Source organism: Paraflavitalea speifideaquila (genome assembly GCF_032395985.1).
Taxonomy (GTDB): domain Bacteria; phylum Bacteroidota; class Bacteroidia; order Chitinophagales; family Chitinophagaceae; genus Paraflavitalea; species Paraflavitalea speifideaquila.
Map to the genome: position 1 here is coordinate 8,049,758 of NZ_CP135920.1, position 13,541 is coordinate 8,063,298.

General features: G+C 46.1%; 15 protein-coding genes. 2 read left to right on the forward strand and 13 right to left on the reverse strand.

The annotated features are described in order from the left end of the window. Positions 1-44: 44 nt before the first annotated feature. The 13 genes from RS881_RS55240 to rplM all read right to left on the reverse strand — a co-directional run bounded on the left by RS881_RS55240 (position 45) and on the right by rplM (position 10,960). Positions 45-923 (reverse strand): fibronectin type III domain-containing protein, encoded by an 879-nt coding sequence (locus tag RS881_RS55240; protein ID WP_315818582.1) that lies wholly within the window; start codon positions 921-923, stop codon positions 45-47. Between the two features lie 54 nt (positions 924-977). Beyond that, on the reverse strand, positions 978-1,241 hold the full coding sequence (locus RS881_RS55245; protein WP_315818583.1) for a RagB/SusD family nutrient uptake outer membrane protein: 264 nt from the start codon (positions 1,239-1,241) through the stop codon (positions 978-980). Positions 1,242-1,279: 38 nt separating this feature from the next. Continuing rightward, a complete protein-coding gene (locus RS881_RS55250; protein WP_315818584.1) occupies positions 1,280-2,812 on the reverse strand; it encodes a RagB/SusD family nutrient uptake outer membrane protein in 1,533 nt (510 codons plus the stop codon). Positions 2,813-2,829: 17 nt separating this feature from the next. Then, positions 2,830-5,817, reverse strand: coding sequence for a SusC/RagA family TonB-linked outer membrane protein (locus RS881_RS55255; RefSeq protein WP_315818585.1), 2,988 nt, complete (start codon positions 5,815-5,817; stop codon positions 2,830-2,832). A 121-nt stretch (positions 5,818-5,938) separates the two neighbouring features. Then, positions 5,939-6,232: a hypothetical protein gene (locus RS881_RS55260; RefSeq protein ID WP_315818586.1), complete on the reverse strand. Its 294-nt coding sequence runs from the start codon at positions 6,230-6,232 to the stop codon at positions 5,939-5,941. 139 nt (positions 6,233-6,371) lie between these two features. Continuing rightward, positions 6,372-6,737: a FecR family protein gene (locus RS881_RS55265; RefSeq protein ID WP_315818587.1), complete on the reverse strand. Its 366-nt coding sequence runs from the start codon at positions 6,735-6,737 to the stop codon at positions 6,372-6,374. Next, positions 6,716-7,267 carry a hypothetical protein gene (locus tag RS881_RS55270; RefSeq protein ID WP_315818588.1) on the reverse strand — a complete coding sequence of 184 codons (552 nt, stop codon included), beginning with the start codon at positions 7,265-7,267 and terminating at the stop codon, positions 6,716-6,718. The genes RS881_RS55265 and RS881_RS55270 overlap by 22 nt, the downstream gene beginning before the upstream one ends. A gap of 46 nt (positions 7,268-7,313) precedes the next feature. After that, positions 7,314-7,499: a sigma factor-like helix-turn-helix DNA-binding protein gene (locus RS881_RS55275; protein ID WP_315824936.1), complete on the reverse strand. Its 186-nt coding sequence runs from the start codon at positions 7,497-7,499 to the stop codon at positions 7,314-7,316. Beyond that, positions 7,427-7,858 (reverse strand): RNA polymerase sigma factor, encoded by a 432-nt coding sequence (locus RS881_RS55280; RefSeq protein WP_315818589.1) that lies wholly within the window; start codon positions 7,856-7,858, stop codon positions 7,427-7,429. Before RS881_RS55280 ends, RS881_RS55275 begins: the two co-directional genes overlap by 73 nt. Before the next feature lie 197 nt (positions 7,859-8,055). Beyond that, positions 8,056-8,895: a translation elongation factor Ts gene (gene tsf, locus RS881_RS55285; protein WP_315818590.1), complete on the reverse strand. Its 840-nt coding sequence runs from the start codon at positions 8,893-8,895 to the stop codon at positions 8,056-8,058. A gap of 205 nt (positions 8,896-9,100) precedes the next feature. Then, positions 9,101-10,000 carry a 30S ribosomal protein S2 gene (rpsB, locus tag RS881_RS55290; RefSeq protein ID WP_315818591.1) on the reverse strand — a complete coding sequence of 300 codons (900 nt, stop codon included), beginning with the start codon at positions 9,998-10,000 and terminating at the stop codon, positions 9,101-9,103. A 113-nt stretch (positions 10,001-10,113) separates the two neighbouring features. Next, a complete protein-coding gene (rpsI, locus tag RS881_RS55295; RefSeq protein WP_315818592.1) occupies positions 10,114-10,503 on the reverse strand; it encodes a 30S ribosomal protein S9 in 390 nt (129 codons plus the stop codon). A gap of 13 nt (positions 10,504-10,516) precedes the next feature. Then, on the reverse strand, positions 10,517-10,960 hold the full coding sequence (rplM, locus tag RS881_RS55300) for a 50S ribosomal protein L13 (protein WP_315818593.1): 444 nt from the start codon (positions 10,958-10,960) through the stop codon (positions 10,517-10,519). 795 nt (positions 10,961-11,755) lie between these two features. Between rplM and RS881_RS55305 the strand changes: the two genes are divergently transcribed. Both RS881_RS55305 and RS881_RS55310 read left to right on the forward strand, forming a co-directional pair. Then, positions 11,756-12,634, forward strand: a complete 879-nt coding sequence (locus RS881_RS55305; RefSeq protein WP_315818594.1) for a hypothetical protein — start codon at positions 11,756-11,758, stop codon at positions 12,632-12,634. Positions 12,635-12,733: 99 nt separating this feature from the next. Further along, entirely contained in the window at positions 12,734-13,213 is a 480-nt protein-coding gene (locus tag RS881_RS55310) for a hydrolase (protein WP_315818595.1), read from the forward strand. Positions 13,214-13,541: the final 328 nt, after the last annotated feature.

Sequence of the window (13,541 nt, forward strand, 5' to 3'; positions counted from 1 at the left end):
GCCAAAGATCAGGAACTTGGTGCTATAGCTATTGTCGATCAGTTTTAATGATCCTTCATTGGCTGTGGGGCCCCATCATTGTCTTTTGAAACGGCCAGTATTCCGCCATCATCTGTTACATCGGTCAGGATACCGCTTTGGTTGAGGGTGGGTATTACAATGGTATTGGACCAGGCCGAGTTGCCATAGGTATTGATAGCCCTTACGCGAAACTGGTAAGGAGTATTCACCAATAAACCGGTGGAAGCATAATTTAATTGATTGGCTGGGGTGGTAGTTACTTTAATAAAGTCGACACCGTTTTCGGATCGTTCTACTTCAAAACCACTTTCATTGGGTGCGTTGTCCTCCCAGCTCAATAGCACTTCGGAACCTGCCGTGGCTAGTCCAGCTAGTGCCGTAGGTGGCGCAGGTGGCAATCCTTCCAATAAGCGCCATTCGGACAGCTGGAAGGCGGAGCTTCCATTGGTAGCGGAAATAGTTACCCGATAATATTTATACAAAGCCTGAACTGCGGCAGGCACATCAAAAATACGGGCCTGGTTACGACCGCTGAATACTTCATTGGCACGTGTATCAAGGGTGGTCCAGCTGGCTGCATCATTGGAGCCCATTAGTTGCCAGTTCTTAGGATCGCGGGTAGGGGCATCACCACCTGAAGTAAGTACATATTGTGCGGCCCTGGCCGGGTTGGTGCATTGCCATTGCATATACCAAGGCAGGGCAACACCCCCTACATATATTTTTGAATTTGGGTTGTTATCGATGAGCTTCAAGGAGCCTTCTCCTCCACCCGGTCCGCCGGGGTTATCCTGTGATACGGTAAGTGTTCCGCCATAAGAAATAATATCTTGTGCTGCTGCCTGTATAGAAAACAACATCAATATTGTAAAACAGGTTATTTTGATCGTTCGGTTGTTCATGTTTGAAGGGTTTAATGCATTCAAATTGTATATTCCTCTGTGCTGTGCAAACAGTTATTCCCATCCTGTATTTTGTACAAGTTTCTTATCTACATCAATTTCACCTTGTGGTATGGGAAACAGGTAATGCTTCTTTTCAAATACCCTTGTTTCAAAAGGCACTACATTATAGAAAGCAGTTCCATCGGCATTGATGTTAAGGCCATACATGGGGCCTTTATCGGTTTGTTCGGCAATTTTCCAGCGGCGGGTATCAAAGTAGCGGGTGCTTTCAAAAGCCAGTTCAATACGGCGTTCTTTGCGGATGGCATTGCGCATAGCGACCTGACCTGCCGGTACTGGCAATGGATCGGCGCCTACGCCGTATAGGGAATACCCGCGCGTTCCCTGATCTGGTTGAGGTAATACAATACCAGTGTATTGCCGGGATCGGCCTCATTAAGGGCTTCCGCATAATCGAGGAATACCTGGGCCAGGCGGAGTAGTACCAAGGCGCGGTTGCCATTGCTCCAGTTGCCCAGGGCCACATTCTTGCGAACAATATAGCCGGTGGGGCTGTGATCGCTACCGGTATTTTTCACCCCGGAATTGCCCGAATACTGTACAGTGGTTACAATATTGCCGGTATTGGTATTGAGCCAAAGACTATTGTCGTAAGTAATATCTACATAAAACCGGGGCTCACGGTTTACCCACATATTATGGGTTTGACGGGCTTGTACATCATAAGGGGCTTTAAAGCTGCTAAAGCCTGTATTCAGGTAACCGGATTGAGGATTGATGGTTCCATCATCATTATAGGGACTCTGTCCATTGGCCATAAAGAAGGCATCTACGATGTTTTGTGTAGCACCCAAGCCACCGCCGCCTTTAGCTTCATTGGCAGCACCTGCATGGTAGGGTGTTCTGTCGTATTGAATGGTACCAATGGATGCGGAGGGACGGCCAAAGATCCATTCATCATTCCAGTCATTGAGCATCACATTGCGGCAGGATAAATAAGGGCTTACCTTACCCGCTGCATCTTTATCGGTAAAAAGAGTAAAGTAAGTGGGAACGTATTTATCAATGAATGATTTGGCAGCATCGGCAGCCAGTTTCCATTTATTGGCATCGTATTGCGCTGGCATGAGGGCCTTGCCATCTTCATTTTTCAGGTTGGCATAATCCGGATTGCCATTGAATAAGGGGCTGGCAGCCAGCAACAGGGTTTGTTGTTTGAATAAATGTGCGGTGGCCTGGTCAATGCGGCCTTTGTTATCTCCTTGCATTTTAACAGGCAGATCAAGGGCTGCTTTATCCAACTCAGTAATAATATAATTTACGCATTCATCGAAGGTGTTGCGGGCTAGTTGTACATCATTAAAGGAAGCGTCGGGCGAAATGGGGTTTTCCCCTGTGAGGGGTACAGGGCCGTATATACGAATGAGATAGAAATAAAAGATAGCGCGCAAGGCCCTTGCTTCGGCGCCATGTTGTTTAATGAGCTTAGGGCCCAGTTCAACACACTTAGCCACATTGTTCATAAAATAAGAGGCATTGCGAATGCCGCGGTAATATCGCTGCCAGAAAGACCCTACAAAGCCAGTGGTAGCATTCCAGGAGCCCAGGTTGATATTGTTGCTGCTTACAAAATCCCAGGTATACTTGCCTTCGTCGGCAGCCGCGATCCAAGGGCCAGCGCCTCCGCTGGTTACAAAACGCTGGTTGCCTTCATCGGGAATATAGCTATATACATTGGCCAGGAAGTCGAGTGTAGTATTTTGGCTTTCAAAAATATCATCTGTAGTAAGGCGGTCATCGGGCACCTGGTCGAGGAACCCTTTTTTACAGGAGCTGATGGCAATAGCTGCTGCCAGGATTATATAGAGGAAATGAATCTTTTTCATAATGCAGTGTTGTATTTTTAGAAAGAGGCCTGTAAGCCAACAGAAATGGTGATCACATTGGGATAGGAGGTACCATTGGACGTGTTGAGTTCCGGATCCCACAACTTGAATTTGCTGAACGTAAGGAGGTTAACGCCTTGTGCAAAAAGAGTAGCCGTCTTAATACCAATTGCCTGAAGTTTGTTTACATTGAGCCGGTATCCCAACTCCACTGTTTTCAATCTCAGAAAACTAATATCCTTCACCCACCAGCTACTGGCCTGGATATTATTGGCATTAACGGCATTGCCATAACCTAGGCGGGGATAAAATGCGTTAGGATTTGGGTTCTCTTCTGTCCAGCGGTCGGTGGCAATGGCATACAGGTTACTTCTATCGGCACCGATGCTATTGGAAAATGGAACAATGCCATCTCCTGAGATCAGCCTATCGGCTTGTGATACGCCCTGAAAGAAAGTACTGAGGTATATTTTTCTGTCCCATTCAAAATTGAATCCAAAGCCATATACGATGGCTGGTACATCGCCACGGCCAATACGTGTTTGATCATAGGAGTCGATGATATTATCGCCATTGAGGTCTTTGTATTTGATATCGCCTTTACGTACAGGGCCGTAAGAAGATCTGGGGCTTTTGCTGATCTCATCATCGCTTTGAAACAATCCTTCTGCTATGAGGCCAAATCGCGACAAGTAGTTGAGGCCCCTGCGTTCCATCCAGGGGTATTTGGGCGTGGGGTTATCATTTTCAATCACCTTGTCTTTGTTATAGGTAAAGTTGCCACGCATGGATATAGCCAGATTGCCTACATACATGGGAGCGGTTTCAATGGTCATATCAACGCCCTTGTTGTCGATGATACCCAGGTTGCCCCAGGGGCGGTTGGTAAGGCCAACGAAATTGGCCAAGCTGCCACGCTGAAGGAATACACCTGTTCTGTGTTCTTTGAAGAAATCTATAATGACGGATATCTTGTTGTTGAAAGTTTTGAACTCAATACCCAGGTCCATCTTACGTGCTTCGGACCAGGTGATCTCTGTTCCATAATCAGATATTTCCACACCTGCCCGGCCACCGCGATTGGTACCATAGGTATAACCTGCGGCGCCACTGTTGACAAAAGTGAGGTAGCCAAAACGGCGGCCACCACTACCCGCACCTACCAGTCCATCGCTGAAACGTATTTTGAGGAACTGAACGGCATTGCGTAATGGTTTGAAGAATTTCTCGGAAGAAACGATCCACCCAAGGCCAAAAGAAGGGAAGAATCCAAAGCGGCTATTGGGAGCAAAGTTCTCTGAGCCATTGTAACCAAAGTTAAACTCAGCAAAATAGCGGTCCTTCCAGGAGTAAGTGGTACGGCCAGCCAGTCCACGGTACCTGGTAGGAATTGAGCTAACCAGGTCGCCAGCAGTAGCATTGGTCATATCACTTTGGTTATAGAGCAACATGCCGCTGGCATGATGATCGCCAAAATCGCGGTCATAGTTAACAGCCGATTCGGTATAGAAGCGGCGGTTGCCAGAAGTAGCATTGCTATAGGCCAGTGAGTTATTGCCCTGCCAGGTTTGCAGTAGGTTGAGTGATCCATCGGGTTTGCGTGGATTTACCTGGTCTACATAGTAGGTATCTTCTCTTTTGGTACGGCTGAGTGTTTGTGAATTATAGGTATCAAAGGAATACATGGTAGTAACCGATAAGCCGGGTAACCAAAAACCCAGGTCTTGTGTAAGGCGGCCATTGGTGTACAACTGGTTGCCATAGGTTGACTGAAAGCCGCGTTTGGTAATATCTGCATAGGGGTTGCGCTGGTCGCCATTGGAGCTTTGACCAGGTACATAGTCGCCGGGATACATCACGGGAAATAGGACGGGGGTGATCTGCATGGCTTGTGCAAAAGCATCGGACGAGCTTATACCGGGATAGTTGCCATTGGTGATATAACCTTGTATGCCCAGTTCAAAACGGGTGGTACCGGTAAGCTGCAGGTTGAGGTTGCTGGTAAAGTTGTACCTGCGAAAACGGGTATCGGTATTGTAGCTTTCCAGGCCATCGGTTTTAAGAAAACCCTTTTCATCATAATAGGCCAGGGATACATAGTAATTGGCTCTTTCGGAACCACCGCGTGCACTAAGATTGAGGCGCCTATTGTGGGACCATTTATCAAAGAGGGCATCCATCCAATCCACATTGGGATATACATAGGGATCTTCGCCGGAGGCAGTTTTATCAATGTATTCCTGTGAATATTTGGGTTGGATATTACTGGCTTTCATGGCCTCGTTGGTGAGGTTCATATAAGTGATACCATCGGTGAGTTCGGGTATCCTGGTGAAGGTCATGAAACCTTCATTATAGTTTACATTGAAGGAAGTTTTACCGGCCTTACCGCTTTTTGTTTTGATAAGGATCACGCCATTGGCGCCCTGTACGCCATATACGGCAGTAGCAGAGGCGTCTTTTAGGATGGTGACGGATTGAACATCTTCGGGATCAAGGCTATTGATATCTCTTGGAACGCCATCTATCAATATAAGGGGTCGTGCTTCATTGGAAGCATTGAAAGTGGAGATACCACGGATCCAGATATCAGCGCCATTTCTTCCTGGTTCACCGGAACGCTGAACGCCTACCACGCCAGCAATGCGGCCGGCGAGGGTAGTACTTAGGTTGGCTACAGGTTGTTTGAGTTCATCGACATCAACGGTGGATTGGGCGCCTACGAGGCTGATCTTTTTCTGTTTACCAAAGCCCACGACTACTACTTCGTTCAATCCGCCCTGTGTGGCCTGGAGGGATACATCCAGGACAATCCGCTCACGAATAGGAATTACCTGACGTTGGTAACCAACATAGGTAAATTCGATTGAATCGCCTTGATTTGCCTGGATACGAAAAAATCCATTGACATCGGTAGCTACTGATCTATTGGCTGGCAAAGCGGTAACGGTTACGCCGGATAGTGGTTGGTTGAGGGCTTCGCTTTTGACGGTACCGGTGATCAATATTTCGGCAGGCGGTGTTTTATCGGTGTTAGGGGTGGGGGTTTCCTAACAGGGCGGAGTTTAACTACGATCTGTGCTTCCAGTTGAAAGAAATCGTATTTGGCGGGTGGGAATACCTGTGTCAATACTTTTTTAAGGGTGGTGTTTTTACATCCAAGGTGATGAGGTCGGTTCTGCCATCGAGGATCTTTTGATCAAAATAGAAGCTGGTATGGGATGCTGATTCTATTTGCCGTATGGCATCGGTGAGGGGTGCTTTGGAAAGCTGGATGGTAATGCGCCGTTCCAGCAGGTCCTGGTTGCCATTGGCATGGGCAGGGAATAACCCCGTTAAAAAGATGATGACAGTAAGGAATGCAGCCCGTTCAGGTAAGGGCATGCGAAGGCCATGTACGAGGTGTACAAATTGCTTCATAACAGTTAGTTTTAATAAGAAAGTGAAAATTGAATCGGAATGCCGCGGTAAAGGGTGTACTACCGGGCTGGGCGAACTTTATAGGTCATGCTGTCAAGCTTTGTAAAGCTGATATCAAGGCTAGCCTGCAACAGTGTCATTATTTTTCGAGTGACAGGTTATTGATGGTAGCTGTGACTCTTGTTTTATTTAGTGAGGGGGCCATGTCGACGCCCACTTCATAGACTTGTTCGATAGTAGCCAGTACCTCGGGCAAGGGTGAATTGGAAAACTTCACTTCGCCGGTTCTCCAGGCCAGCTGGTTGCTGTTTTGGGTTATGCGAATAGATGAATCACCATTTGCATACATGCCCATTAATCCGGGGTTTAGCAGGGCCTTTACCCGTTTGTTGCTTCCTGTAAAACCAACCTTACCGGTAGCCACGGCAACGGAAACGGTGTTATTGGTGATGCGCACATCAAAGCTGGTACCCAACACTTCTACTACAGCACTGTCGATGTGCACAACAAATGGATGTGCTGGGTCTTTGGCGATATCAAAAATGCTTCTCCTTTTTCCAGCCATACTTCTCTTTGGGGGCCATTCATACGCACGGTATAACGCAGGCGTGAGCTTCCATGGAGGAATACTTTACTACCATCTGCGAGTACAATGCTATCTCTTTCCAGCCGGGCAGTTTGGATGGACTTAAAGGAATCAGCTCCTGTAAACATTCCTTTCCAAAGAGCTATACCTGCGGCGATCAAGAGTATGGCAGCTACTGCGATCTTCGGGAACCAGTTGATCTTTTTGATGGGTGCTACCGGCGCTTCACCGTCAACACGGTTGAAGAATCGTTTCTTTTCCATTTCGATATCATATTCCATATCTCCTGGTTCATTACCGGTAAACCAAATACGCTTTACTTCTTCATAGTAGGCACGGTTTTCGGCACTGGCATCCATCCATTGCCGGATCTGATCCTGCAAAGAGGTATTATCCGGCTGTTCAAGTGAAGCCAGTATTTGTTCCAGTTTTTCGTGCTGCTCGTGCATTGTGTATATATAAGACAAATAAGGAAAAGGGTACAATTAGTGGTTGTTAAAAAAAGTTCTTCTTTTTCAACCGCTCTTTGATAATCCGGATAGCCATGGTGAGATGGGTATAGACGGTATTGATGGAGATATTGAGGTGTTGTGCAATATCGGGAGGGCTCATGTCGCTAAAGCGGCTGAGTGTAAAAACCCTTCTGCACTGGGGGGGCAGGGAGTCGATGGCATGGTGGATGTATTGTTCAAATTCTTTTCTTCGGCTCTGTTTTCGGTGGGTGCCTTTGGCTCTATAATAACGTGTAATTCATTCTGGTGTACGATGCGGCTTTCTTTCTTGTACTTATTAATGGCCAGGTTGGCGGAGGTACGGAAAAGGTAGCTTTTGATAGAGGTTTGGATATGGATGGTATCAGACTTTTCCCAGAGTTTCAGGAATGCTTCCTGGACGGTATCGCGTGCCAGTTCATGGTCTTTGAGAATATCCAGTGCAATCAGGTACATGGTGTGTGAATACCTGTCGAACAGATCGGAGAATAGTGCGCGGTCTCGGTTGCGGATACCGGCAATAATATGGTGCAAACAATAATCGCTCATTCAGCAGTAGTGTTGAATCAGTTAGTTAAAGCAATTCTGTTAGCATGAGCAGCATATAAATTTAGCAATAAAATGTTAATAGAAAAACGATTTAGCAACTATTTTAGGGGTAGTCTAGAGATAATGAAAATAAAAAGGGCGCTTAGGCGCCCTTTTCAATGTATTGTATTGGTAATGAAACCTTCGCAATAAAGTGATTAACCTAAAGCTACTCTTTTGAATTCGGTAATTTTCAGGCTGCTGTCGACAGATTTCAGGTAGTCGCCTACGCTTTTTCCGTTGTCTTTTACAAAAGGCTGGCTGGTGAGTGTGCTTTCTTTGAAGAATGCATTCAGTTTACCTTCTGCGATCTTAGCGATCATTTCATCGGGTTTACCCGCCATTTTAGGATCGTTCTTGATCTGTTCTGTAACGATGGCTCTTTCTCTGTCGACCGTAGCAGCAGGAACAGAGTCAGCATCAACGGCTACAGGATTCATGGCAGCGATTTGCATAGCCACGTCTTTACCAGCTTCGGCAGCGGGTTTGTTGAAACCTACGAGTACACCGATGCGGTTAGCACCGTGAATATAAGAGGCTACATAATCAGCATCAACGCGTTCAAACTTGGTGATACCGATCTTTTCGCCGATAGAAGCTAACTTATCATTTACCAGGTCGGCAATTTTAGCACCGCCGATGGCAACAGTATTGAGTTCATCAATGCTTTTCACGTTGGCAGCAACAGCAGCATCCATGATGCTTTGTGCAAAGGCAACGAAGTCGGCATTTTTGCTTACGAAGTCGGTCTCACAGCTTACGCAAAGGGTGATACCAGCTTTGTTATCGGCAGTTGTTTTAGCCAATACTACACCTTCTTTCGCTTCACGATCACCACGGAGGGCAGCAACCTTAGCGCCTTTTTTACGAAGCCAGTCAATAGCAGCTTCAAAATCGCCATTGTTTTCAGTTAAGGCTTTGCGGCAGTCCATCATACCGGCACCAGTCATCTGGCGCAATTTGTTAATATCAGCGGCTGTAATAGCAACAGTAGACATAAGATTAATTTGAAAAATTGATAATTTGAAGATTTGAAAATGCGTTCATGCAAAATGCTTCACAAAAATCCTGCGGCGCACGCATTTCAGTTACTAAATTATTAAGCTAAACGGTCTATTCGTCTTTGCCAAGAAGTCAGAATCCAGAATTCAGAATGGTGAGACTCGGAATTCTGGATTCTAAAATGGTTATGATTGGGAGGAATTATCTTCCGCCGCCTCTGCGACCACCACCACCTGGAACGCGGCGTTTAGCTTGGTGACCGCTGCCACCACCGGGGCCACCTTGACCACGGGGAGCGCCACCACGACCGCCCCGGCCTGCTTCGGCTTCTGCTTCAGCCTGGATGCGTGCTGCTTTCCTTTCTTTTTCGTCGTCTGTTGTTTCTTCTACTTCTTCGTCTTTAGCAGCCTGACGTTCAGCCAGACCTTCAGCGATTGCAGCAGTGATGTATTGTGTGATGATTGCGATTGATTTAGTAGCATCATCGTTGGAAGGGATAGCAAAGTCAACCTTATTGGGGTCGCAGTTGGTATCCACCATACCGAAGGTAAGGATGCCGAGGCGTTTAGCTTCAGCGAGCGCGATGTGCTCATGGCCGATATCGATGATGAACAAAGCGGCAGGTACGCGGCCCAGTTGAGCGATACCACCCAGTACTTTATCCATTTTATCGCGGTCGCGGCCGAGTGTGAGTTTTTCTTTCTTGGTGAGGCTTTCTGCGCTACCATCGCCCAGCATTTTGTCGATGCTTTGCATTTTCTTTACGCTTTTACGAACGGTGTTGAAGTTGGTAAGCATACCACCTAACCAACGCTCGGTAACGTAAGGCATGTTGATCTTCTTAGCGCATTCGGTAACGATTTCTTTCGCCTGTTTTTTAGTACCTACGAACATGATCTTTTTACCGCTGCGGGCAATCTGTTTGAGGGCAGCTGCGGTTTCCTGCAGGTGTTCAGTAGTTTTATTCAGGTCGATGATGTGAATACCTTTCTTCTCGGCGAAGATGTAAGGCAACATCTTGGGGTTCCACTTCTTCCGCAGGTGACCAAAGTGTACACCAGCTTCCAGGAGTTGCTGTTGCAATGAAGTGTTATTTTCCATTTTTATTTTTAGCTTTTAGCTATTAGCTGTTAGCCGTTAGCAATTTTAGATAGTGTTTCTTATAGAAACTGAAAGCCATCAGGCAGTAGCTGGCAGCTTTCAGCCTGTATATATTAACGTTTAGAGAACTGGTAGCTTCTGCGGGCTTTCTTATGACCAAATTTCTTACGTTCAACAGAACGGGGGTCACGTTTCAGAACGCCTGCTGCTTTCAGTAAAGGACGCAATTCAGCGTTGAGTTCTACCAGGGCACGGGCAATACCCAGCTTGGCAGCTTCTGCTTGTCCTTTTACACCACCGCCGGCTGCATTGATCTTTACATCAAATTTGTCGAGGGATTGAACTGTTTTCAAAGGGAGTTCTACCTGATTTTGCAGGTATACCAGTGAAAAATATTCTTTGTAGTCTTTGTCGTTGACTGTGATCTTACCGGTTCCTTTGGAAAGGAAAATCCTTGTCACAGCTTCTTTACGACGACCTACGGCGTTTTTTTGCTTTTCCATGTAATATTTACAATTAGAAAGTTAATGGTTGAGGTTTTTGTGCAGCATGTTCGTGCTTGTCGCCGGCATACACAAATAATTTCTTGTACATTTTGCGACCGAGGCGGTTTTTAGGCAACATGCCTTTAACTGCGCGCTCAACCACTAATTCGGGCCTGCGTTTGAGCAGGTCTTTAGCTACTTCGGCTTTTTGACCACCAGGATAACCTGAGAAAGTGAGGTATTCCTTATCTTCCATTTTGTTACCGGTAAACTTTACCTTTTCGGCATTGATAACGATAACATAATCTCCGCAATCAACATGTGGCGTATAATAGGCCTTGTTCTTACCACGAAGAACAGCAGCTATTTTAGCGCACACGCGTCCCACGGTTTGATTGGTACCATCCACAACATACCAGTTGTGTTTTACGGTAGCCGCATTCGCATGCTTTGTAGTGAAATGTAATTTGCTCATTTTGTTTGTTCTTTTTTAATGTTATCCCTCTTGAGGAGGGCCCACCGCCAACCCGGTGGAATGAAATGGGGTGCAAAGGTAGGGAGATGTAAGTCGATAAACAATAAATACGGGAAGTTATTTTTCATCGCACCCGCGCAAAGCATTGGTTTTCAATAAATATTTTGCATATTAATTTTAGAGGAGGGGTGAAAGGTGCGTGGATGGCGGATTTTGGGAAGGGAAATACAAGAATACAGAAGACAGGAGACAGCATACAGAATGGGAGGTGAAGAAGGCAGGGATGCAGGAGGAGGGGAAGGCGAGAATACAGCATTTCAATTACAGCCCTCTACTAAATGGGATTGTTCAGGGCTTTTGAAGATTAAATCAGGGTAGAAGCGGGCCCAATATGACATTTTATCAGTATTTTTATGCTATCAAAAATGTGCAAATCTATGGCTTCGATCTACCAACGATATTTGTTCCTTTCTCCTCCTCCAGGCTGCCCTGCCAGCCAGTTTGCACCGAAAATCACCTTTTCACTTTACTTCAAGTTTACTTCCGGTTTACTTTAAGTTTATGATCAGTTTACTTGAAAGATGGATGATCTACGGCTGAAAGACGGGTGATCTGCGGCTATTCTACTGAGGTGCCATGCTTTATTATGCTCCTACTTCTTCCTGAGCCCGGCTTAATTACCGCCAATTTGTCACCTGCATTTATTTGTATAAATTTAGAAACCGGGGGTTCCCATTTTTCGTACTTGCCGGGGAAGGATTTTGCGAAGCAGGATAACAACTAAAACTACCTTGGATGGCCAGGCAAATAGGCATAATGCCCATTAAGGGAACGATAGATGAGTTAACTTTTTATGAACACCCGGATGATGGGGCATTGGTCAGGAAAAAGTCGAGGGTGACGGGTGAGCAGGTAAAAACGAAGCCTACTTACCTGGCCACGATGCAAAATGCGGCAGAGTTTAAAACGAGCATTCACACCGGGCAGATCTTACGCGGGGCTTTAGCTCGCTTGTTATTTCCTATAGCAGACGGTAAGCTGAGCAGCCGGATGAACCGGGAGTTGCTGAAGATGGTACAACAGGACAAGGAAAACCGACTTGGGGAACGAATGGCCTACAAGGGTAACCTTTCAATGCTTGAAGGTTTTCAGTTTAACCGTCATCTGTCCTTACAGGATGTTTTTGCGCCTGGGATTGAAATAACTACGGACCCATTGAAGGGTGAAATATTTATTGAAGTACCTGGATTCAAGCCTACGAAAGATATTACGGCTCCTAAGTATGTAGAACATCTTCAGCTGATCTGCGGAGGGGCAGTTATAGATTTCGAAAATGGACATTATGTAAACGAATTTTGGGCCACTGAACGGATTCCCAATACTAAGGAGCCGGTTGAGGAATTGCGGTTTAGTTACCGAAATAGCATTCCTGCAGGTTATACTATGTTTTTAGCTTTGGGGGTATTGCTTTACGCGCGACTGGACAATGTACCGAAGGAAGCTACCAGCAAACGAAAACGGCGAAGGCTGAATAGGTTAAGTGAGGAGAATGGGATGGTAGCTTTTGGCGGGGCGCTGGCGCTGGTAAAAGTGATTGTAGGGGAACCGCGATCTGCTTCGGGTAATGAGACGCGAAATGGTGAATGGGAGGTGGATGGATTGGGAATTGCATGAGGAAGGAAATAGGTCTAGAAATTTTTCTATACGAAGAAGCTCACTATAAGTACTACCCGGTTATTTGGAAAGCTCTCCCGGCTTTCTTAATATTACGGAATGGCAATTTATAATCTTGGCAGGAATGTTTTTGGCGATCCGGCAGATGCGGGTAAACTAATGCCCAATGAGGAGGCGCATCAATTATTGGAAGAATGGGTACCAAATGAACGGCTGCGGCTACACATGAAACAAGTGGCAGCGGTGATGAAGGCCTGGGCACTGGAACGGGAAGGAGCTGATGCTACGACAGCCTTAAAATGGGAACTAGCTGGCCTGCTGCACGATGCGGACTGGGAAAAACACCCCAATGACCATTGCCGCATAATCATAGAAGAATTGGAACGCCGCCATATAGATCCGGAAGTTATTCATTGTATCGCCTCGCACGGACCACGTTATTTTGGTGTAGAGCCTAATAATACGATGGATAAAATGATCTATATGTTTGATGAGCTTTCGGGCCTTATTCATGCATCGGCACTCATACGGCCCATTCGCTATGAAGGTATGGATGTAAAAAGTGTATTGAAAAATTAAAGACCCCTCCTTTGCCGCCCAGGTAAACCGGGATGATATTACGGATGCTCTGTCGAGGATCAATGTGCCGTTGGAAGAGATCATCCAGTTTATTATTGATCATCAGAAGGATGTAGCATAACATACAGGACACAGCATTTAGAAGCGGAGGATAATACACCAATTCAATCATGTATTGCTTAATTGAAGGTTATGGTTAGATTAGTTGTTGCCATCGTCTTGGGGGAATTATTTACCTTGTTCTGCCCTATCTATACATACCATCGACGATCCGAAAATCGGTGATGGCATTGGTACCCGTCAATCAAAAGCAGCACAACCTTTTTTA